Raw genomic sequence first — 22151 nt, 5'->3', positions numbered from 1 at the left:
ATGAAGAAGGCAGCCACCCGCGACGCCCTCGGCCAGGCCGCGGTACGTCTCGGCAAGGAACACGGCTTCGACGCAGTCACCGCCGACGCCATCGCGCACGAGGCGGGAGTCTCCACGCGCACGTTCCACAACTACTTCTCCAACAAAGAAGAAGCTGTTCTGCATCACATCGAAGTCTCCGCCCTCGAATGGTTCGAGCTCCTACGATCCAGGCCGTCGACGGAGCCCATCTGGGACTCGTTGCGGCACATAGCAATCAACCTCGTCGTCGACCCGGGACGAGACCTAGGCGACACCTTCGCCGCAGCCCGGCTGGTCGAAGCCAACCCCGCACTCATGGCCCGCAAGCTCGAAATGCACCAGTCACTGACCCGCAAACTGGGCGAAGCCATCGCCGAACGAACCGGCACCGACATCGAAACCGACCTCTACCCGAACCTGCTCCAGATGGCCGTCGGCGGAGCGGTCACAGCAGCACTGAGCATCTGGATGAACGACTCGGCCGGACAAGGACCGACGCCCAAAGCCCTCGTCGAGGACGCCTTCGACCAACTCCGCGCCGGCCTACCCGAACCACAGCGTCATTCCGCAGGCTCCACTCCTGCGTTATCCGGTCGTTCCGCAGGCTCCACTCCTGCATTATCCGGTCATTCCGCAGGCTCCACTCCTGCCCCCGAATCTCCCACCCACTCGCCCGAACACAACCGAGGAGCTTGACTGTGGCCACCTACCTCTACCGAATCGGACGATTCGCGTATCGACGCAAAGGCGTAGTCCTCGGACTGTGGCTGGCGATACTGATTCTTGCCGGAGTGGGCGCAGCCACGCTGTCCGGTCCCACCGCCAACTCGTTCTCCATTCCGGGAACACCCGCGCAGGCCGCGCTGGATCTGCAGGCCGAGCGCTTCGGCAGTGCGCAAGACCCATTGACCGCAGTCAGTGCCGAATACGTCTTCCAGGCCCCCGACGGCCAATCGCTCGACACCCCTGCATACATCTCGGCCATGAATGCAACCATCGCCGAGATCGAAAAGGTCGACGCCGCCAAGCCGGCCGAAGGCGCTCCCGCACTGGCGAACCCGGTTGCGGCCAACCAGTCGATCATCGAGCGCTACACCAACGCCGCCGCGGAGGCAGGAACCCCGGCAGACGAGGTGGCAGCCGATGCCGCGGCCACATCGCCACTGAGCCCCGACGGCAACGTCGGCACGGTGACCGTGCCGATCAACGTCGAACTTGCCGATGTCACCGACCAGATCCGCACCCAACTCGACGAAGCGGCCCAGCCCGCACGTGACGCAGGCCTGAAGGTGATCCTCGGCGGAAACGTCGCCCAGGAGAACCCGTCGCCCGGTGGCAGTTCGGAGATCGTGGGCCTCGCCGTCGCGGCAATCGTCCTTCTCATCATGTTCGGCTCCGCAGCCGCGGCCAGCTTGCCGTTGATCACGGCAATAGTCGGTATCGGCATCTCGAGTCTGGCCATCACCACAGCATCCGGATTCGCCAGCCTCACCTCGTTCACCCCGATCCTGGCGATCATGATCGGGCTCGCCGTCGCGATCGACTACTCCCTGTTCATTCTGGCGCGGTATCGACACGAACTCACGCTCACCCACAATCGCGAGGAAGCCGTGGGTCGCGCCGTCGGCACCGCCGGTTCTGCTGTCGTGTTCGCCGGTGCCACCGTCCTCATCGCGCTCGTCGCCCTGCGGGTCGTCGGTATCCCATTCCTGTCGCAGATGGGTCTTGCTGCCGGCTTCGCGGTGTTCGTCGCCGTATTGATCGCGCTGACGTTCCTGCCTGCCATGCTCGGCCTGTACAAAGGCAAGGCCTTCGCAGGCAAGGTCAAATTCGTCAACACCACCGACCCGGAGGACCCGCACGCCGCTCCCACCAACGGTCTGCGATGGGCTCGATTCCTGGTCAAGAAGCCCGCGCTGGGACTCATCGGCGGAATCGTTCTACTCGGCGTCATCGCGGGCCCGACCACCGGGCTCTCCCTCGCCCTTCCGTCCATCGCCACCGCAGACCCGTCCACGGCTGCTCGCCAGGCCTACGACGTCACCGAGAAGGCATTCGGGCCGGGACGCAACGGGCCACTGCTCGTCATCGCGGACGCATCAGGCGTCGCCGAGGCCGATCGCACTGCATCCTTCGGCAAGGTCGTCGACACCATCACACAGCAATCCGACGTCACGAATGCTCAGATCGTGGCCGTCAACCAGGCGGGCGACACAGCCCAGATTCTCGTCACCCCGTCGAGCACACCCAACAGCGACCAGACCAAAGCGCTCGTGGCCAATCTCCGCGATGCGGAGAGCGGATTGCAGCAAAGCGCCGGCGTCTCCTACGGAGTGACCGGCGAGACCGCGATCGGAATCGACATCTCCGAGCGGTTGCAGAGCGCGCTGGTTCCGTACCTGGCTGTGGTGGTCGGCTTGGCGTTCGTGCTGCTGATGCTGGTGTTCCGCTCGATTCTGGTTCCGCTGACGGCAACGCTCGGCTTCCTGCTCAGCGTGCTCGCAACGTTCGGCGCCACGGTGTTCATCTTCCAAGAGGGTGGGCTGGGCCTCGTCTCCAACCCACAGCCGATCGTCAGCTTCATGCCGATCTTCCTCATCGGTGTCGTGTTCGGTCTCGCAATGGACTACCAGGTGTTCCTGGTCTCGCGTATGCGTGAGGAGTTCGTACACGGGGCTGCCGCCAAGGACGCCGTCGTCAACGGCTTCAAGTACGGAGCACGTGTGGTCACCTCGGCCGCAGTCATCATGATCTCGGTGTTCGCCGCGTTCATGGCCGAGCCGGACTCGTTCATCAAGTCCATCGGATTCGCGCTCGCGGCGGCCGTCTTCTTCGACGCGTTCGTCGTGCGGATGGTGCTGATTCCATCGGTGATGGCACTGCTGGGCGACAAGGCCTGGTGGCTGCCGAAGTGGCTGGACAAGATCCTTCCCAACGTCGACATCGAAGGTGCCAAGTTGAAGACGGCTCCGGAGAAGGACTCGGGAGCCGAAGGGGTCTGACCGGTCGGCCGAAGATTACCCGCAACACTCGAAAAACGGAGAGACTGTCATCCATGTGTACGAGTAATCTTCGGCCGTCATGCTGATCCCGCTGTTACGCACGTATCTGGCTCCCTACAAGGTGCCGATCGTCGCGTTGATTCTGCTCCAACTCGTCGCCACGCTGGCGGCACTGTATTTGCCCAGCCTCAACGCCGACATCATCGACAAAGGTGTGACCACCGGGGACACCGGCTACATCCTCTCCGCCGGATCCTTGATGTTGATGGTCTCGGCGGTACAGATCGTCAGCTCGGTAGGTGCAGTGTTCATCGGTGCCCGCACCGCGATGGGAGTCGGACGTGACCTGCGCGGTGCCGTCCTGCATCGCGTCGGGACTTTCTCGGCGCGGGAGGTCGGCCAGTTCGGCGCACCGTCGCTGATCACTCGCAACACCAATGACGTTCAGCAGGTGCAGTTGCTGATCGTCATGGGATTCACCATCGTGGTGATGGCCCCGATCATGTGCGTCGGCGGCATCGTGATGTCGCTGCGCGAGGATCTCGGGTTGTCCTGGGTATTGCTGATCGCTGTGCCCGGGCTCGCGATCTCGATGGGCCTGATCATCGTCAAGATGGTTCCCGCCTTCCGCTCGATGCAGAAGCGCATCGATGCCGTCAACCGTGTTCTGCGTGAACAGATCACCGGAATCCGAGTGGTGCGGGCATTCGTCCGAGAGAAGTTCGAGATCGACCGATTCGGAGCCGCGAACACCGCACTGACCGAAACTGCACTGCGCGTGGGACGACTGATGGCTCTGATGTTTCCGACGGTCATGCTCATCAGCAACGTCACCAGCGTTGCCGTCATCTGGTTCGGCGGCCACGCGATCGACGAGGGCACGATGCAGATCGGCTCTCTCACTGCGCTTCTGAGCTACATCATGCTGATCCTCATGTCGGTGATGATGGCGTCGTTCATCGCGATGATGGTGCCCCGCGCTTCGGTGTGTGCCGACCGCATCAGCGAGGTACTCGCCACCGAATCCTCCGTGGTATTGCCCGCCCAGCCCAAGACGTTCGCGTCCTCGCCGGGAACGGTCGAGCTCGTGAACGCCGAATTCTCCTTCCCCGGAGCCGAGTTTCCAGTGCTCAGTGGAGTGCATCTGCGGGCCGAGGCGGGCAAGGTCACTGCCATCATCGGTGGCACCGGATCGGGAAAGTCCACCCTGGTCAACCTGATTCCCCGGCTCATCGACGTCACCGGCGGCGAGGTCCGCGTCGGCGGTGTCGACATTCGTGAACTCGATCTGGATCTGCTGCGATCGGAAATCGGGCTGATTCCACAGAGGCCGTATCTGTTCTCCGGAACCATCGCGAGCAATCTTCGATACGGCAAAGCCGACGCCACCGACGCGGAACTGTGGGAAGCACTCGAGATCGCCCAGGGAGCCGATTTCGTCCGGGCCATGCCCGAAGGGCTGGAAACACCAGTCGCCCAGGGTGGTACGACGGTCTCCGGTGGTCAGCGGCAACGCCTCGCCATCGCCCGCGCGCTGGTGCGCAGACCCAGCATCTACCTGTTCGACGATTCGTTCTCCGCGCTGGACCTGACCACCGACTCGAGGCTGCGAGCGGCCCTGAAGCCGGTGACGCGAGATGCGTGCATGATCGTTGTTGCCCAACGCGTTTCGACCATCATCGACGCCGATCAGATTCTGGTTCTCGACGACGGAAAGCCGGTAGGTGTGGGTACCCACGACCGATTGATGACCGAGTGCCCCACCTATGCCGAGATCGTCGACTCGCAGCGCGCCGTGGCAGGTGCCCTGTGACCGCGCAGGTGGAGAAGACCGAGGAGAAACAGGACGCACCCGTAGCCAAGGCGGTCGTGCCCGGTACCAAGGCTCGCGATTTCAAGGGCTCGTTCAAACGACTGCTCGGCCTGCTCGCTCCCGAGCGCGTACTGCTGTCGGTGATGCTCGCCTTCGGGATCGCCAGCACCGTGCTGACCGTCGCGGCGCCCAGCGTGCTCGGGCACGCAACGAACTTGATCTTCAACGGCGTCGTGGGTCGTAGCCTCGAGCCCGGTCAGACGAAAGAGCAAGCGATCGAAGGGCTTCGGGCAGCCGGAAACGACTCCGTTGCCGATCTGGTGTCCGGTATGAACCTCACCCCGGGTGCCGGTATCGATTTCGGTGCCGTCGGAACTGTTCTGATGTGGGTCCTCGCCCTGTACGTGCTCTCGTCGTTGCTGGCCTGGGCGCAGGGCTACATCCTCAACATCGCGTTGCAGCGTCGAATCCTGCTGCTGCGGGCCAGCGTCGAAGCCAAAGTGCATCGGCTGCCGCTGAAGTACTTCGACAACAACGCCCGCGGGGAGACGCTCAGTCGCGTCACCAACGACATCGACAACGTCTCGACCAGCCTGCAGCAGACGCTCAGCCAGTTGATCACCGGAATCCTCACCGTGCTGGGCATCCTCGGAGTGATGATCTGGATCTCGCCGCTGCTGGCACTCGTTGCGGTGCTGACCATTCCGGCGTCGTTCGCGGTCACGGCCGTCATCGCGAAACGGTCGCAACCGCACTTCGTCGCGCAGTGGAAGCACACCGGCAAACTGAACGCCCAGATCGAGGAGACCTACACCGGACACGAGCTCGTCAAGGCCTTCGGCCGTCAGGCAGAGGTGGAACGCGAATTCGGAGAGCGCAACGAGAAGCTGTTCCAGTCGAGCTTCCGGGCCCAGTTCATCTCGGGAATGATCATGCCCGTCATCATGTTCCTCGGAAACATCAACTACGTCGTCATCGCCGTCGTCGGCGGACTGCGCGTGGCCTCGGGAACACTCACTCTCGGTGAGGTTCAGGCCTTCATCCAGTACTCGCGTCAGTTCACCCAGCCTCTCACCCAGGTGGGTTCCATGGTGAACCTGATCCAGTCCGGTGTCGCCTCCGTCGAGCGCATCTTCGAAGTGCTCGATGCAGAGGAGGAGGAAGCCGATCCGGTCGATGCGGTGCGGCCGTCCGAGCGCCGAGGACGCGTCGAGTTCGAGAACGTCTCCTTCGGTTACTCCGCAGATCGTCCACTGATCGAAAATCTGTCGCTCGTCGCCGATCCGGGGCACCTGGTCGCGATCGTCGGCCCGACCGGCGCAGGCAAGACCACCCTGGTCAACCTCATCATGCGGTTCTACGAGATCGATGCGGGCCGAATCACTCTCGACGGCGTCGACACCACGCGAATGACCCGCGAGGAGTTGCGCGCCCGAACTGGGATGGTGCTGCAGGACACCTGGCTGTTCGGTGGGACGATTCGCGACAACATTGCATACGGCGATCCGAGCGCAAGCGAGGAGGAAATCCTCGAGGCTGCACGGGTGAGCTACGTCGACAAATTCGTGCACTCGCTGCCCGATGGGTACGACACCGTCATCGACGAGGAGGGCAACAATGTCAGCGCGGGTGAGAAGCAACTCATCACCATCGCCCGCGCCTTCCTGGCCAAGCCTCTGATCCTCATCCTCGACGAGGCAACCAGTTCGGTCGACACCCGTACCGAGCTGTTGGTCCAGAAGGCCACCGCGAAGCTGCGCAGTGACCGCACCAGTTTCGTCATCGCGCACCGACTGTCGACCATCCGTGACGCGGACACCATCCTGGTGATGGAGAACGGCAGCATCGTCGAGCAGGGAAGCCACGAGCAGTTGCTCGAGGCCAAGGGCGCGTACTTCCGATTGAATGCGGCTGGAGCGGCTTCGCCGCATGTGAGTGGAACCTCGTAGCAGGCTACGAATTTCCGCTCACAAGCGGCGAAGCCGCATACTGACACGGTGAGTTTTTCCAGCTTCGGCTTCGATATCGGCACCCGCCTCGACGGTGCGCTCGGGCGCACCGGCACCATCACCACCCCGCACGGGGACATCGCCACCCCGGCGTTCATCGCGGTCGGGACCAAGGCGACCGTCAAGGCGGTGCTGCCCGAGGCGATGAAAGACCTCGGCGTACAGGCGGTCCTCGCCAATGCGTATCACCTGTACCTACAGCCGGGCTCGGACGTCGTCGACGAGGCCGGTGGACTGGGCAAGTTCATGAACTGGGACGGGCCGACGTTCACCGACAGCGGAGGGTTTCAGGTGATGTCTCTCGGTGTCGGGTTCAAGAAGGTCATCTCCATGGACGCCACCCGGGTCCAGTCCGACGACGTCATCGCCGAGGGCAAAGAGCGCCTCGCCCACGTCGACGACGACGGTGTGACGTTCAAGTCCCATCTCGACGGCTCGATGCACCGATTCACCCCCGAGGTGTCGATGCAGATTCAGCACCGGCTCGGTGCCGACATCATGTTCGCGTTCGACGAGCTGACCACGCTGATGAATACCCGTGGCTACCAAGAGATGTCGGTCGACCGTACGCAGGCGTGGGCGAAGCGGTGCGTGCTCGAGCACGAACGGCTCACCGTCGAGCGTGCCGACAAGCCGTACCAGGCCTTGTTCGGGGTGGTGCAGGGCGCACAGTACGAGGATCTCCGACGCAAGGCTGCCCGTGATCTCGAAACCATCACCGGCGAAACCGGCCGTGGCTTCGACGGCTACGGGATCGGCGGCGCACTCGAGAAGCAGAATCTCGGCACCATCACCCGCTGGGTGAACGAGGAACTGCCCGAAGACAAGCCGCGGCACATGCTCGGCATCAGCGAGCCGGACGATTTCTTCACTGCCATCGAGAACGGAGCCGACACCTTCGACTGCGTCAATCCCTCACGGGTGGCACGCAATGCGGCGATCTACGTACCCTCGGGCCGCTTCAACATCAACACCGCCAAACATCGTCGCGATTTCACCCCGATCGACGACAGCTGCGACTGCTACACGTGCGCGCACTACACCAAGGCTTATATCCATCACCTGTTCAAGGCCAAGGAGATGCTGGCGTCGACTCTGTGCACCATCCACAACGAGCGATTCACGGTCAAGCTGGTCGACGACATTCGCGCATCGATCGAGCAGGGGCGCTTCGCGGAGTTCAAGTCGGAGTTTCTGGGCCGCTTCTATGCCCCGAAGACTGCGTGAGCCGCGCTTCGAGCTCGGAAATCCGTTGCAGTAGTTCCTGTTCCCGCTCTGCGGCCTTGCGTTGGTAGACCTGTGAGAGCTCCGCGAGGTAGTCGGCGTCGTAGCGGGGAATGATGCTGCGGGTGCAGTTCCAGTCGAAAGCCTCGACTGCGATGACGACACTGCGCTCGCAGGTTGCGCCTACGGTGGACTCTCCGAGGTCTTTGAGCCGATCGAGCAACTGCGGATCGTCGGCTGCCTCTACGGTGTGCGCGCGGCCGTAGAGCTTGAGGCGTTGACGCAGAGGATAATTCACCAGAAGCAATGCGACGCGGTCGTCGTGATCGAGATTGGCTGCCGTCAGGTATTGATGGTTGCCTGCAAAATCCGCGAAGCCCAGCGTGCGGTCATCGAGCACCTGCAGGAACCCCTTCGGGCCACTTCGATACTGAATGTAGGGCCAGCCGGTCTCGGCGACGGTGGCGATCTGAAACTGATCCACGCCGCGAATCAGGGCCTTCTCGCGGGTATCGAGGGGCGTCGGGCCGTCATCGGCTCGCTCGGTCTGGGAGCCGTAGGCGGTGTAGCTGCCCTCGGCCCTCTGTCGCGCGATCGCAGCAGGACCGAACATCAGATGGTGATAATGGTTGCTCGCCGGCACGAGCTCACGATACGACACGGCATGCCCGACTCCGCCCGAGATCGGCGGCCGACGCTCGAGGCAACGGCATGCCGTTGGAGCCAGGTAGCCTGGTACTACTGGGTATGTAGTAATAGGACCGCCGTGGGGGGACCACCATGTTCGAGGACGCGTTGCCTGTGAGTTCATCCCAGGCCGATATCTGGGTTGCGCAGCAGTTCATGCCGCAGGTCCCCTTCACCATTGCGTACTACGTCGACGTCGTCGGCTCCGTCGACGTCGATGTCCTGGCCGAGTGCGGAAGTAGGGCGCACCGCGAATTCTCCTCCTCGACGCTGCGTATCCACCAAGTCGACGGCACCCCCGTGCAACAGTTCGTGCCACACGAGACCGAGGCGGTCGACACCCTCGACTTCCGTGACCGCGAGCATCCGGCCGATGCGGCCACCCAGTGGATGAACGAGGACTGCCGAACCCCCTTCTCCATGGATGGGCAACTCGTGCGTCTGCGTATCCTGCGCGTCGCCGAGGATCGCGTGTTCTGGTACACCAGGGCCCATCACATCGCCCTCGACGGATACGCCTCGATGAAGGTGCTCGAGCGCGCGGCCGCCCTGTATGCCGCCGTGCGCGACGGCGTCGAGCCACCGCAGATCGATCCGACCAGCCCTGAGGCTCTTCTCGCCGAAGACGAGCGGTATCGCAGCTCCAGCCGCGCCCGACGCGACCAGGCTCACTGGGAGTCCACCGACCTGGGATATACCGAGTCGCTGGGTCGGTCGACTCAGCCGGCATCGGTGCCCATCGTCGTCGGCGAGGATCGATCGATCGCCCTCACCGCACCGGGCGCGGCCCGACACGCGACCTCGACGGTGGTGATCGCAGCGTTCGCGGCGTATCTCGCACGCATCAACGACACCGATGACGTGGATCTGTCGTTGCCGGTCTCGGCACGTCCGACAGCGGTGCTACGCCGAGCCGGGTCCTCGTTGTCCAATGTCGTGCCGCTGCGACTGCCGGGCGTCGGTTCGGCAACGGTGAACAGCGCGGTGAAGGCAACGGAAGTGGCGATCGGCGGGGTGCTTCGGCATCAGCGCAGCAGGCCGCCCGCTTCGACGAGCGGAAATGCACTGCATGCAGGCCGGTTCGGTCCGACGATCAACGTGATGATGTTCGCCAACACCGTGACGATCGGCGAGTTCGACGGAGAAATCGACATTCTGACCACGGGGCCGGTATCGGACCTTGCCGTCAACATCTACCCCGGCCGGAGCGGAGCGCGGCCGCGCATCGATTTCGAGGCCAACCCGGCCGTGTACACACGCGACGACCTCGCTCGCCATCACGATCGGTTCCTGCACTTCCTCGATCGATTCTCCGAAGCCGGACGCGGCGATACTGCGGTGGCAGAGCTCGATCTGTTCCTGCCGGACGAACCGCGTACGGTGCCTGCATCGGTGGGAGTGACCGTCACGGAGCGGGGATCGCTGAACGAGGTGTTCGATGCGGCCGTCGTGCAGCACGGCAACCGAGTTGCCGTTCACGATGCCGAGGTCGCGGTGACCTACCAGGAGTTGGCCGCGAAGGTCGACGCACTGGCGGGCACGTTGCGGCAGCGAGGAATCGGCGTCGAGGATCCGGTCGCGGTGCGCGTCGGCCGATCCGTGGCCGGGATAGTCGCGTTCTGGGCGATCGCACGAGTGGGCGCGGTCTACATCCCTATCGACCCGAACCACCCCCGTGAGCGCGCGCTGTACATGCTGAGCGACTCCGCACCGGTCCTGGGATTGTGCTCTGCAGGAGACGAACTGGGTGACCTGGAGTGGCTGCACCTCGAGGACGTGGCCGACGCGGGCGCCCCGAACCACCCTGCGATATCGGCACCGCATCGGGCGGCATATGTCATCTACACCTCCGGATCCACGGGCACGCCCAAAGGGGTCGTCGTCACCCACGACGGAATCGATGCTCTGGTGCAACAGATTCGGAGCAGCTACCACCTGCAGGCACAGTCGCGGGTCTGTCATCTCGCCTCGCCGGGATTCGATACCGCGGTGGTGGAGGTGCTCGCCGCTGCGACGGCGGGTGCAGCCGTGGTGCTCGCGCCGGCCGGTAGCTACGGCGGCACCGAGCTGACCGAACTTGTTGCCCAGCAGTCTGTTACGCATCTGTTGATCACCCCCTCGGCGTTGGCGACGATGGATCCCGCTGCGCTCGGTGGTGTCGGCACCATCATCATCGGCGGTGAGGCCGCCCCGCAAGACACCGTCGACCGGTGGTCGCAGGGCCGCCGACTCCTCAACGCCTACGGACCCACCGAAACGACCTGCAGCGTCACGATGACCGCCCCGCTGCACCAGGGCGGCAACGCCGGAATCGGTCGCGCGATGGTAGGCGCGGTGATTCACCTGCTCGATCGTGCTCTGCGGCCGGTCCCGGTGGGAGCAGTGGGAGAAATCTACATCGAGACCCCCGGCGTTGCCCGTGGCTACCTCGGCCGCACCGCCGATACTGCGGCTCGCTTCGTCGCACACCCTTTCGGCAGCAGCGGGCTTCGGATCTTCCGCAGCGGGGATCGGGCGCGGATACGCGCAGACGGAACGCTGGAATTTCTGGGCCGCACCGACGATCAGGTCAAGATCCGCGGAAATCGCGTCGAACTGGGGGAGGTCGACGCAGCGCTGCGCGCTCATCCCGAGGTCCGCGCGGCGTCCTCGTCCCTGCGCCGCAGTCGCACCGGCGATCTGCGCATCGACGGGTACGTCGTTCCCGCGCACATCGACACGGTGCTCGACACAGAGCAGATCCGCAACGATCTCAGGGATCGGTTGCCGGCCCATATGGTGCCCTCGACCATCTCGGTTCTGGACGAGATTCCGCTGACCATCAACCGGAAGATCGATCGCGCCGCGCTTCCTGCTCCTGACCTGTCCAGCCCGCCCGCAGGTCCTCGCACCGAACCGTCCGGTGCCACCCAGCAGATGGTGGCGGCAGCGTTCGCTCGCGTGCTGGGAACGGATGAGATCGATTGCGCCAGATCGTTCTTCGATCTCGGCGGTGACTCGTTGGCGGCGACAAGGGTTGTCGCGTCGCTGCGTTCGGACCACGCGGTGGATATCGGTGTGCGAGACCTCGCGCAGGCCCCGTCCGTTCAGGCCCTGGCGGCACGGATCGACGAACGGAGCCTTCTGGGGGCGCACCGGAATTCGCGTCCCGAGAGTGGGATGGCGGCCGGAGCCGAGGTAGTTCCGCTCGCTCCACAGCAGCGCTACATCGATCGAAGCGCACGGTTGCCGCTGTACAACCTGCCGTTCACGGTCTCGATTGTCGGGGCGTTCGATCTCGAGGCAGCATCGCAGGCCCTGGTCGATCTGATCGATCGGCACCGTACGTTGCGTACCCGCTACCCGGATGTCGACGGTGTTCCGGTGCAGGTGCTCGAGGTGGATCCCGTTGTGGCGGCACCGAATCTGAGCGTTGTCGATACAGGTGATGTCACGATGGCGCAGGTCCTCGAGCAACCCTTCGATGTGCGTACCGAGTTCCCGATCCGAGCTCGGCTGTTCGCTGTTGCCTCGAATCAGTACGTGCTCGCGTGCGCCGTTCACCACAGTGCGGCGGACGGCTGGTCGTTGGGGCTGTTGGCATCGGACTTCGTGCTGGCGTATCACGCCAGAACGGTGGGGGAGGCACCGTCGTGGTCCGAATTGCCGCTGCAGTACGCCGATTACAGCGTCTGGGCTGCCGAGCGGGACAGCACTGAAGCACTGGATTTCTGGCGCGCAGAATTGACCGGTGTGCCCGGCGATACCGAGCTGCCGCTCGACCACGAGCGCGGGGCGCAGTGGGATCACACGGGCGCCCGCACTGTAGTGCGCCTCGACCGGTCGACCGGTGCAGCGATGGATCATCTCGCGCAGCGTTGTGGGACAGGGCGGTTCACGGTACTGCGTGCAGCCTTGTTGATTCTGCTTGCGGAGCAGACGGAGGCCACCGATATCGTCATCGGAACTCCGGTTGCCGGTCGCGACGATCCGAGGCTCGAACAACTCGTCGGTACCTTCACCAACACCGTGGCGATTCGGACCGACATCGCAGCCGCGACGACCGTCGAGGACGTCGTGCGGTTGGCTCGCGCGAGTGAACTGCGGGCTTTCGATCACGCATCGGTGCCGTTCGAGGCGGTCGCCGCGGATCTCGCTCCCGAGTCGCAGAATTCGCGGCACCCGATCTTCCAGGTGGCGCTGTCGCTGGACGTGTTCACGGCCGCGAGCTTCGACCTCGGTGACGCTCACTTCGAGGTCGCGCCGAGGCCGATCGATATCGCCAAGTGCGATCTCCACGTGCACGTCACCGAACACCGAGACAGGGAAGGCAAGCCTACCGAGACCGGTATCGACATCGTCTATCCCACAACACTGTTCGAACCGAGCACCGTTGCCGCGTTCGGGCATCGCATGGAGCAGATCGTGCACGCGATGGTCGCAGCACCTGAGGTGCCGTGGCGGAATTCGGCTGCGTGGGAACCATCGGCGTAACTACTACACGATGTGTAGCATGGCCGATGCGTGATGTGCACGCGACTTCGAATCCAGCGGGAGAACGCATGTCCACCATCAACGGCCTTCCGGCCCACATCCTTCTGGTCCATTTCATCGTGGTGCTGGCACCACTGACAGCGATCCTGGCCATCGCGGCCAGTATCTGGTCCGGAGTGCGCACCAGGCTCGTCTGGCTCATCGCGGCCCTGGCGCTGATCACCGTCGTGTTGACGCCGCTGACGACCGACGCCGGTGAGTGGTTGGAAAAACGCGTCCCCAAGACCGAAGCAGTCGAGCAGCACACCGAGATCGGTGATTCGATGGTCTACTTCTCCATCGGTCTCGTGGTCGTCGCCGCCCTGCTCGTGTTCGTGCATCTGCGTGAGCGTCGCGGCAACCCGCCCGTCCGGTGGCAGTCGATTGGGGTGGTGGTGTTGGCAGTGCTGATCGGAGCGGCCACAATCATCCAGGTGTACAGAATTGGAGAGTCCGGCGCACGTGCGGCCTGGGACGACGTGTCGGCAACGGCCCACCATGAGTGATGTCGAGTCGAGCCTGCACGATCACGAACCCCACGGAGATCTGTCAGGTCGGCTGAACTGGCTGCGGGCCGGGGTGTTGGGTGCCAACGACGGCATCGTCTCCACCGCCGGTCTGGTCGTCGGTGTCGCCGCCGTCACCACCGACCGCGGTTCGCTGTTCGCGGCCGGCCTCGCGGGGCTCGTGGCGGGTGCGGTGTCGATGGCACTCGGCGAGTACGTCTCGGTGAGTACCCAGCGCGATGCCGAGCGTTCGCTGTTGATCAAGGAACGTCGAGAGCTCGAAGAGCAACCCGAGGAGGAACTGGCCGAGCTCGCGGCACTGTACGAGGCCAAAGGTCTGTCGGCCGACACCGCCCAGATCGTCGCTCGCGAACTCACCGACCACGATCCGTTTGCCGCACACGTGGACATCGAGTTGGGGATCGACCCGGATGCGTTGACCAATCCGTGGCAGGCGGCAGGCTCGTCCGCGGTGTCGTTCGTCAGCGGTGCGTTGCTGCCGCTGCTGTCGATTCTGCTGCTACCCGCTTCGCTGCGCGTTCCCGTGACGTTCGTCGTGGTTCTGCTGGCGCTGGCACTGACCGGAAGCATCAGCGCGCGTCTCGGCGGCGCGCCGAGTCGGCCGGCGATGACCCGCGTCGTCATCGGTGGCGCCATCGCGATGGCCGTTACGTACGCGATCGGCCATCTGGCGGGTGTCGCGGGTCTCTGATCGGGAGGATCAGCGAAAGATCGACGTGGGAGTTTCGCCGAACTCCGGTGCCACCACGTCCTGAACGACGTCGAACAACGCCGTGGAGATCACGGTGAAGGCGAGGATCAACACCAGCCCGGCCGCGAGGATCCCGCGGTCGGGGCGACGGTGTGGTGGTTCGCTGAGCGCTTGCACGCGACGCACCACGTCACCTCCGGTACTGGCGAGCACCCGCGATTCCCGGTCGAGATGGGCACGCAACAGAGCCGTTCTGGCAACGGCAGACAACGTGTCCTGACGGCCCAGTGCCGCCGCGCTCTCGTCTGCCTGCCGCTCGGCTGCATGCCGCACGGTCGCGGTGACCGGACGCAGAATCGGATCGAAATACGATGCGATCTCGCACATCTGGATCCACACGCTGTGACGGTGCCTCAGGTGGGCACGCTCGTGTTCGATCACTGCGCGAAGTTCGTTGTCCGACAGTGCCTCCACCAGACTGGTGGTGATCACGACGGCTCCGCCGCCGGACGGAACGGCGAAGGCATCGGGAACCTCGGTCTCGACCACGACGATGCCCCCGGTCGCTCGCGCCTCGGTACCGAACTCCGACGCGATGGACGCGCCCACCGCGACGCGTCGAACATGGCGAGCCACCTCGACCGAACGCCACAGGATCCACCCGCAGACGGCAACACCCAACGACACCCGGACGATCTCGCCCGATGCCAGCAGGACTGCCGCGAGCGCAGCCGCGGACGCTGCCACCGAGAAGGCAGTGACCGTCGACAGAATCGGCAGCAGAACCACGGCAGTGGAGGGATTGAGGCGGCGATCGATTCGAGAGGTTCCCCATCCCAGCAGCAGTGACAGCACCCACGGCAGCACGGCAATGATCACGAGCAGCGTCATCGATGCGGCTCGGTCGATTGTGTTTTCGCCAGCAACTCCCGCAGCGTGGCCTCGTCCTCTGGGTCGAGTGAGGCAACGAAGCTGGCCAGGACATCGGCGCGCTCGGCTCTGGCCCCGAGTTCGGTGCGCATTCGCATCGCGGCTCGAAGCGCCGGGATGTCGCGAACGGGGGCGTTGAGGCTGTAGACGAAAGACCGCCCTCGCCGCTCGCGATCGACCAGACCTTTGCCGTGCAGACGCACCAGCGCTGTCATGACCGTGGTGTGGGCTAGATCGGATCCGAGAAGCTCGCGGGCCTGTGCCACCGCCAGTTCCGTGTGCTCACCGAGCAACCCGAGGATCGACTCCTCCAACTGTCCGGACGCTCTACGCACTTCGATTCCTCACTCGATCCGACTACTTCGAGGATAGGCCACGAAGACTACGCCGTCGCACAGGAGCGCGAGGCATGCTGAAGAGGTATTCGAGAGAACGGAAAGCCGGACGATGACAGACAGCGCACTCGAGCTCGACAACGCAGATCCGCTCCGCAGCTACCGCGAGAAGTTTCTCGGTAGTGACGACCCGTCGATCACTGCGTACCTCGACGGCAACTCGCTGGGCCGACCGACCAAGGCCGGCGTCGAACGTATCAACGCCTTCATGACGCAGGACTGGGGCGGACGCCTCATTCGCGGCTGGGACGAACAGTGGTTCGATCTGCCCGTCACCATCGGCGACGCACTGGCGGACGCGACGCTCGGAGCCGCCCCGGGGCAGACGACGATCGGCGATTCGACGACGGTACTGCTCTACAAGCTCGCGCGTGCGGCCATCGACATGCGGCCGGGCCGCACCGAGATCGTCATCGATCGGGACAACTTCCCGACCGATCGATACCTGCTCGAAGGCATTGCAGCGGAGAAGAACATGACCCTGCGGTGGATCGAGACGGACCGCCGCGGTGGCGTCACGCCGGAACAACTCGCGGAGGTGGTGGGCGAGAACACTGCACTGGTGGTCATCACCCACGTCGCCTACCGATCCGGTTTCCTCGTCGATGTGGCCGAGGCGACACGCATCGCGCATGCGGCAGGCGCGCTGTTGCTGGTGGACGTGTGTCACTCGGTTGGTTCCGTGCCGCTCGAACTCGATTCTTGGGGAGTGGATCTGGCCGTCGGCTGCACCTACAAGTACCTCAACGGCGGCCCCGGTTCGCCGGCTTTCGCATACGTGCGCGGCGACCTTCTGGGCGATTTCGTCCAGCCGATCTGGGGGTGGATGGGCCGGGCCGATCCGTTCGAGATGGCGCAGGGCTACGTTCCGTCGCAGGGGATTCGACGCGTCATCAGTGGGACACCGTCGGTGTTCGGCATGATCGCGATGCAGGACACCATCGAGATGATCGCGGAGGTGGGGATGGACGCGATACGCGCGAAGTCCGTTGCGCTCACCGAATACGCCCTCGAACTCGTACGCGAGATGCTGGTTCCGCTCGGGGTGGAGATCGCCTCACCGGAGGATTCGGCGAGGCGCGGCGGTCATGTCACCATCGATCATCCGGACTTCAAGGCGATCACCGCTCGTCTGTGGGAGCAGGGGGTCATTCCGGATTTCCGAGCGCCACAGGGCATTCGCCTGGGCTTGAGTCCGTTGAGCACCTCGTACCGCGAGGTGTATCTGGGTATCGAGGCGATCCGCGACGAGCTCCGGGCGTGATACCGCGGGAGTGTTTCGCCTCGCCCCGGACCGCCTCGACTGTCGGGACGGTCCGGGATCGTGCTCGCAGGTCTAGCTGTCGATGTACGACGGCTCGCGCTTCTTGATGTACGAGATGACGCGGTACGTGATCGGCATGACGATGACCTCGGCCAGGGTCTTCCAGAGGAATCCGACGATGACGTAGTTGACGAAATCCGCCCAGGTGCTGATGCCGATGACTCCGGCCGCGATGGAGCAGAAGATCAGGGTGTCGAAGAATTCGCCGACGATGGTCGAGCCGATCAGGCGCGCCCACAGGTGCTTTTCCTTGGTGCGTTCCTTGATCTTGACCAGGACGACGGAGTTGAGGAGCTGCCCGACGGTATAGCCGGCGAGACCGGCGAGAACGAGTCGCGGCACCACGCCGACGACGCTCTCGAGGGCGGCCTGGTTCTCGTAGAACGAGGCGGCGGGAAGTTCGATGGCGATCCAGAAGCACACGGAGGTGAGCAGCAGGGATCCGAAACCGAGGTAGATCGCGCGGCGCGTGGCTTTGAAGCCGTACACCTCGCTGAGCACATCGCCGAGGATGTAGGCGAGAGGAAACAGGAAGAATGCGCCGTCGGTGTTGATAGGCAGGATCTGGAACGGTCCGAGTGTGAGGTCGGACGAGGCGAAGAAGGCGACACCTTTGCTGGCGGCCACGTTCGAGATCAGCAGCGTCGCGACGAAGAGCGCGACGATGGTGGGGTAGTAACCCCGGCTGATGTGAGCGAACGTGGCCTGCCCAGACTCTGGGCCGCCGTCTGGGGCGGTGTGTTGGGTAGTAGTCACCTCCCGATCCAAGCACCGACCGGGCGATGGGCGCGAATCCCCGGTGAGGGATGCGCGCCCATCGAGGCGGATCTCAGGTCAGCAGGTAGAGATCAGGCGACGTGTCCGTTCACGGTGACGCGGTAGGCGTAGGTGCCGGCGATGGCCGTGATCGGAACGGTGACCAGCAGACCGATGCCGATCAGCAAGAGGCCGACAATGTTGATTCCGACCAGGGCGAGCGCGAGAACGAAGAGGGTTCCGGCATTCGACGCGATCGCCTGAGCGCTCGCCTTGATTGCGGGGATCGGCTCGTCGCCGCGGTCGATGACGAACTGGAAAGTCCACCACGTGAAGAACGTGATGATGATGCCGGGGATGATCAGCAGGACGAAGCCGATGCCGGTTGCGATGCCGACGAGGACGCCTGCGATGACGACGGATGCGACATTGCCGAACTGGAAGAACGATCCGAACGCGGGCTTGACTCCGTCCACCTCGTGCAGAGCGCCGCGGACGAGAGCCGCCTGAATGAGCAGTGATACGACGCCGATGATGGCACCGAAGATCAAGCTGACGAAGAAGCTGTCCGAGCGCAACACGAAGCGCAGGACGGCCTGGATGATCGCGGCGACGATGAGGATACCGACCCATACGAGGGCGTTCTGCCAGAATTTCTGCCAGCCGTAGCTGATGGCCGATCCCACGGACAACTGCGTGGGCATCGGCGAATTACCGTACGCCGGCGGTGGCGGTGGGTAGTTGCCCTGTGGGGGTGGTGGGTAGTTGCCGGGTGGCGGGTAGTTGCCCTGCGGGGGTGGCGGGTAGTTGCCCTGCTGGGGTGGTGGGTAGTTGCCCTGGGCAGGTGGGGGATAACCGCCGGGGTTCTGGGGATCTTTGTCGGGTTCGTAGCCGCCTGTGGTCATGAAATTCGTCTCCCTCGAGCGCAGTTGTACCGGTCACTGTACGGCTCCATTGTCCCCGAAGGGCGATGTGTCGCATTGCAACGTGATCTCGATCTGGGTCACGCGGCCGCGGGATCGAACACCCAGGGCTCGCGCGGCACCAGCGTGGGCTTCCACTGTTCGAGCAATTCCTCGGAGTCCTTCGCCTCGGGCCGGCCCAGTGAAGCGGTGATGAGTGCCCACGCATCGGGGCGTTCACGAAGTGTCACCGCGCCGTCGCGTTTGGCCAGACGCCTGCCTTCGACATTGAGCGCGAGGGGCACGTGGATGTACGTGGCAGGGGTGAGGCCGAGGAGCTGGGCGAGGTATCCCTGCCGCGGGGCGGAGGTGAGCAGGTCGTCACCGCGCACGATCTGGTCGACGCCTTGCGCGCCGTCGTCGACGACGACAGCGAGGTTGTAGGCGGGCACACCGTCGGATCGGCGAAGAACGAAATCGTCGACCTGGCCCCGAAAAAGACCATGCAGCTGGTCTACGATCGTGAATTCGGTTACCTGCGAACGCAATCGGATGGCCGGTGGGCGGTCCTTCGAGGCCCTCTCGGCAGCGGTCAGGTTTCGGCACGTTCCGGGATAGGCACCGTCGGGAGAGTGCGGTGCGGATGCGGCCTGCAGAATTTCTCGGCGCGTACAAAAGCATTCGTATGTCATCCCGGCTGCAGTGAGCGCGCGGACCTGGCCGTCGTAGATTTCCTGCCGCTCGGATTGCCGCACGATTGGCCCGTCCCAGTCGATCCCGATGGCGGCGAGGTCCTCGAGTTGACGTTGCTCCGAGCCGGGTTTCACGCGGTCGAGATCCTCGATCCGCATCAGAAACCGGCGGTCGGTGGAGCGGGCGAAGAGCCACGCCAACAGTGCCGTTCGTAGATTGCCGAGATGTAGATCGCCGGAGGGACTGGGAGCGAAACGTCCGGCGGGCATGAGTGCAGTGTAGTTTTCGCGTTCGGTGAGGTGCACACGACCGGTCCGCGGTCTCGATACGAGAAGGCCCGATGCCGAATTTCGCTGTTCGGCATCGGGCCTGTGCCAGGCGAAGCGCCCGGCCTTTCTCGTCGGTGGACGAACTGGGATCCCCGGTTCGCCTATCTATTCACTCGTTCGATCACTGAAACCCGGCCGGCGCGAAGAACAGGTCGATTCCCCAAATATGTGGCAGGTACAGGAATGTCGCTGCCACGATGAGGAAGAGGGCCACGAGGTTGAGCCAGAAACCGATCCGGATCATGTCCATGATGGCTATCTTTCCGGTTCCGAACATGACCGCATTCGGCGGTGTGCCCACAGGCAACATGAAGGCGCAGTTCGCTGCCATCGCGGTCGGCACCATCAACGCGTAGGGGTGGACCCCCAACGCCAATCCGAATGCGGCCATCACCGGAAGGATCATGGTCGCTGTTGCGGTGTTCGAGGTGATCTCGGTCAGGAAGAGTACGAGTGCTGCTGCAACGAGCACGGTCAGAACGATATTGGCACCTTCGAGTACCAGGAGTTGGTCGCCGATCCACTCCGAGAGGCCCGTCTGGACGAACCCCGCAGCGATTGCCAGGCCTCCGCCGAACAGCAGCAGAATTCCCCACGGGATCTTCTTGGAATCTTCCCATTCCAGGATTCGGGACTGATCGCCGCGTGCAGTCGGGATTGTGAACAGGAGGATTGCCGCTACGACGGCAATCAGCCCATCGCTGATTCCCGGCAGGAGGTCATCCCACAAGAACCCTCGAGATATCCACATGAACGCAGTGCCGACGAAAACTGCCAGAACAGCTTTTTCCTCGGGGGAGAGTCGGCCGAGTGCTGCCTTTTCGTCGAGAATGACTTCTTTTCCGCCCGGGAGTTCCGAGAAGCCGAAGCGGAACTTGACGAAGGTCAGGTAGAACCAGGCAAAAGCGAGGAGGACGATGACGATCGGTACGCCGAAGAGCATCCACTGTCCGAAGGAGATGGTCTGACCGAAGAGTTCTCCCGAGACCGCAGCGAGTACAGCCAAAGGCGGGGTACCGATGAGCGTCCCGAGACCGCCGATGGTCGCGGCGTAGCCGATGCAGAAGATGATGCATTTCTCGAACTTGGGGACTTCTTCGAGGTGTTCACCGTTCTTGAGGGCCTGCGAAGCCTGGTAGGCGACGGCGAGCCCGACCGGAATCATCATCATCGTTGCCGCGGTATTGGAGACCCACATCGACAGGAACGCCGTGGACACCATGAACCCGAGGATGATTCGTCGTGGACTGGTGCCGATCAGCGAAACGATGGTCAAGGCGATGCGTTTGTGGAGGTTCCACTTCTCCATCGCGATGGCAAGCGAGAAGCCGCCCAGGAACAGGAAGATGATGTCGTTGCCGTACGCCGAGACGACCGTGCTTCCATCGAGTGCACCGGTGAGCGGAAGCAATACGATGGGCAGTAGCGAGGTGACCGGGATGGGCACGACCTCGGTTATCCACCATGTCGCGATCCACAGGGTGGATGCCAGGACAGCGACGCCTTCGGGAGAGAGCCCGTCCGACTCGAAGAACAGCAGTGTCAATACGAACAACACCGGGCCCAGAGCCAGGCCGACCAGTCGGGCGGGGGTGTAGCCACCGGGCGGACCGTTGTTCGGCTCTCGGTCCTCCGGCTTCTGATCGGGCCTCAGCACCGATGTCGAAGATCTTCTTTTCGATTGTGCGTCAACAGGTTCGGGAGAGGGAGAGGGTGATCCCCGTCCGATGGTTGACATCGCGAATCTCTTGATCTGCCTATGGGACTCCCACAGTTCGTCCCAGATTCGTTTAGCAGCGTACGTCGACATGTCTCACCTTCTGTGTGGTTGCCATAGATCAGCGAAGAACGGTGCGCGGTACGTCGAACACGGTTCCTCGATGTAGTGCCGAAATACTCTGCGGGTCAGTTGTGCTGTCCCTTCGACGCATTGCCGGATTCGGTATATCGCCGTCGTGTCGTGATGCTCGTTCGTGGGTAAGGCGAAGCCCACCAACGGTTTTCCGTCGACCATTCTGTAGATGACCGCTGTGGAGACGGCCGCTGCGGTGATGATCGCCGCAGCGGACTCGGGATCGGTCGTGTGCACGTCGCCGGGTGTGGTTGCTCACCGGTGACTCGCTGTGAATGGTGACGGTCGAGACGAAGCTCATCGGTGTTCGTCTACCTCCTTTGGGTCTGACCGCGGCCTTATAAGGTATTTGAACCCTACAGATGGGTGATGGGGGGCACAAGTGGAGCGCTGCTGTGACCGCTGCGACCACCGCGCCGCGTCGGCAACGGTGCGATCCACCGTGTTGCCGTCATCCTGGGTAACGGCTATCCGCACAGAGGTC

At 63.7% G+C, this 22151-nt stretch carries 15 protein-coding genes and 1 pseudogene; 9 read left to right on the top strand and 7 right to left on the bottom strand.

Features of this window, described 5'->3' with window-relative positions; all coding sequences use genetic code 11:
- The 5 genes and pseudogenes from ACOQFP_RS13645 to tgt form a co-directional block, all read left to right on the top strand.
- Nucleotides 1-576 (top strand): annotated as a pseudogene (locus tag ACOQFP_RS13645) (TetR family transcriptional regulator); the annotation flags it as partial.
- A 143-nt stretch (nt 577-719) separates the two neighbouring features.
- Nucleotides 720-3023, top strand: a complete 2304-nt coding sequence (locus ACOQFP_RS13640) for an MMPL family transporter (protein WP_421584614.1) — start codon at nt 720-722, stop codon at nt 3021-3023.
- Between the two features lie 79 nt (nt 3024-3102).
- The gene (locus ACOQFP_RS13635) at nt 3103-4836 is read left to right on the top strand and encodes an ABC transporter ATP-binding protein (protein ID WP_206491031.1); all 1734 of its coding nucleotides are present in this window, start codon (nt 3103-3105) and stop codon (nt 4834-4836) included.
- Nucleotides 4837-4844: 8 nt separating this feature from the next.
- Complete coding sequence (locus ACOQFP_RS13630) at nt 4845-6785, top strand: ABC transporter ATP-binding protein (RefSeq protein ID WP_421584669.1); 1941 nt, start codon at nt 4845-4847, stop codon at nt 6783-6785.
- A 48-nt stretch (nt 6786-6833) separates the two neighbouring features.
- Nucleotides 6834-8072 carry a tRNA guanosine(34) transglycosylase Tgt gene (tgt, locus tag ACOQFP_RS13625; protein ID WP_421584613.1) on the top strand — a complete coding sequence of 413 codons (1239 nt, stop codon included), beginning with the start codon at nt 6834-6836 and terminating at the stop codon, nt 8070-8072.
- Here tgt and ACOQFP_RS13620 read toward each other — a convergent pair.
- On the bottom strand, nt 8026-8682 hold the full coding sequence (locus tag ACOQFP_RS13620) for a pyridoxamine 5'-phosphate oxidase family protein (protein ID WP_421584668.1): 657 nt from the start codon (nt 8680-8682) through the stop codon (nt 8026-8028). The genes tgt and ACOQFP_RS13620 overlap by 47 nt on opposite strands.
- A gap of 167 nt (nt 8683-8849) precedes the next feature.
- Here ACOQFP_RS13620 and ACOQFP_RS13615 point away from each other — a divergent pair, with 167 nt between their 5' ends.
- From ACOQFP_RS13615 to ACOQFP_RS13605, 3 genes are all read left to right on the top strand, one after another.
- Nucleotides 8850-13229, top strand: coding sequence for an amino acid adenylation domain-containing protein (locus tag ACOQFP_RS13615; protein WP_421584612.1), 4380 nt, complete (start codon nt 8850-8852; stop codon nt 13227-13229).
- Between the two features lie 68 nt (nt 13230-13297).
- Entirely contained in the window at nt 13298-13774 is a 477-nt protein-coding gene (locus tag ACOQFP_RS13610) for a DUF2231 domain-containing protein (RefSeq protein ID WP_206491026.1), read from the top strand.
- Complete coding sequence (locus ACOQFP_RS13605) at nt 13767-14486, top strand: VIT1/CCC1 transporter family protein (RefSeq protein ID WP_421584611.1); 720 nt, start codon at nt 13767-13769, stop codon at nt 14484-14486. The genes ACOQFP_RS13610 and ACOQFP_RS13605 overlap by 8 nt, the downstream gene beginning before the upstream one ends.
- Nucleotides 14487-14495: 9 nt before the next feature.
- Here the strand turns inward: ACOQFP_RS13605 and ACOQFP_RS13600 are convergent, their stop codons facing one another.
- On the bottom strand, nt 14496-15377 hold the full coding sequence (locus ACOQFP_RS13600; RefSeq protein ID WP_421584610.1) for a M56 family metallopeptidase: 882 nt from the start codon (nt 15375-15377) through the stop codon (nt 14496-14498).
- Nucleotides 15374-15751: a BlaI/MecI/CopY family transcriptional regulator gene (locus ACOQFP_RS13595; protein ID WP_206491021.1), complete on the bottom strand. Its 378-nt coding sequence runs from the start codon at nt 15749-15751 to the stop codon at nt 15374-15376. The genes ACOQFP_RS13600 and ACOQFP_RS13595 overlap by 4 nt, the downstream gene beginning before the upstream one ends.
- 112 nt (nt 15752-15863) lie before the next feature.
- On the opposite strand from ACOQFP_RS13595, the gene ACOQFP_RS13590 reads away from it, so the two are divergent.
- Nucleotides 15864-17075: an aminotransferase class V-fold PLP-dependent enzyme gene (locus ACOQFP_RS13590; RefSeq protein WP_341244784.1), complete on the top strand. Its 1212-nt coding sequence runs from the start codon at nt 15864-15866 to the stop codon at nt 17073-17075.
- Nucleotides 17076-17147: 72 nt separating this feature from the next.
- Here ACOQFP_RS13590 and ACOQFP_RS13585 read toward each other — a convergent pair whose 3' ends face one another.
- The 4 genes from ACOQFP_RS13585 to ACOQFP_RS13570 form a co-directional block, all read right to left on the bottom strand.
- A complete protein-coding gene (locus ACOQFP_RS13585) occupies nt 17148-17891 on the bottom strand; it encodes a queuosine precursor transporter (protein ID WP_206491018.1) in 744 nt (247 codons plus the stop codon).
- 92 nt (nt 17892-17983) lie between these two features.
- Nucleotides 17984-18796 carry a hypothetical protein gene (locus ACOQFP_RS13580; protein WP_341244785.1) on the bottom strand — a complete coding sequence of 271 codons (813 nt, stop codon included), beginning with the start codon at nt 18794-18796 and terminating at the stop codon, nt 17984-17986.
- A gap of 98 nt (nt 18797-18894) precedes the next feature.
- Nucleotides 18895-19755 (bottom strand): tRNA glutamyl-Q(34) synthetase GluQRS, encoded by an 861-nt coding sequence (gene gluQRS / locus ACOQFP_RS13575; protein WP_421584609.1) that lies wholly within the window; start codon nt 19753-19755, stop codon nt 18895-18897.
- 181 nt (nt 19756-19936) lie between these two features.
- Nucleotides 19937-21472 carry an SLC13 family permease gene (locus ACOQFP_RS13570; RefSeq protein ID WP_206491016.1) on the bottom strand — a complete coding sequence of 512 codons (1536 nt, stop codon included), beginning with the start codon at nt 21470-21472 and terminating at the stop codon, nt 19937-19939.
- Nucleotides 21473-22151 lie beyond the last annotated feature (679 nt).

The sequence above is a fragment of the Rhodococcus sp. MALMAid1271 genome, from assembly GCF_049195265.1.
Taxonomy (GTDB): Bacteria; Actinomycetota; Actinomycetes; order Mycobacteriales; family Mycobacteriaceae; genus Rhodococcoides.
The sequence above is the reverse complement of the archived record's forward strand: the minus strand, read 5'-3'. Positions and strand labels throughout refer to the sequence as shown.

Bases quoted from the DNA above. Each gene is read 5' to 3' on its own strand.
- ACOQFP_RS13590 (WP_341244784.1), top strand. From the start codon at position 15,864: ATGACAGACAGCGCACTCGAGCTCGACAACGCAGATCCGCTCCGCAGC.
- ACOQFP_RS13605 (WP_421584611.1), top strand. From the start codon at position 13,767: ATGAGTGATGTCGAGTCGAGCCTGCACGATCACGAACCCCACGGAGAT.
- gluQRS (WP_421584609.1), bottom strand. From the start codon at position 19,755: ATGCCCGCCGGACGTTTCGCTCCCAGTCCCTCCGGCGATCTACATCTC.
- ACOQFP_RS13610 (WP_206491026.1), top strand. From the start codon at position 13,298: ATGTCCACCATCAACGGCCTTCCGGCCCACATCCTTCTGGTCCATTTC.
- ACOQFP_RS13580 (WP_341244785.1), bottom strand. From the start codon at position 18,796: ATGACCACAGGCGGCTACGAACCCGACAAAGATCCCCAGAACCCCGGC.
- ACOQFP_RS13620 (WP_421584668.1), bottom strand. From the start codon at position 8,682: ATGTTCGGTCCTGCTGCGATCGCGCGACAGAGGGCCGAGGGCAGCTAC.
- ACOQFP_RS13635 (WP_206491031.1), top strand. From the start codon at position 3,103: ATGCTGATCCCGCTGTTACGCACGTATCTGGCTCCCTACAAGGTGCCG.
- ACOQFP_RS13615 (WP_421584612.1), top strand. From the start codon at position 8,850: ATGTTCGAGGACGCGTTGCCTGTGAGTTCATCCCAGGCCGATATCTGG.
- ACOQFP_RS13600 (WP_421584610.1), bottom strand. From the start codon at position 15,377: ATGACGCTGCTCGTGATCATTGCCGTGCTGCCGTGGGTGCTGTCACTG.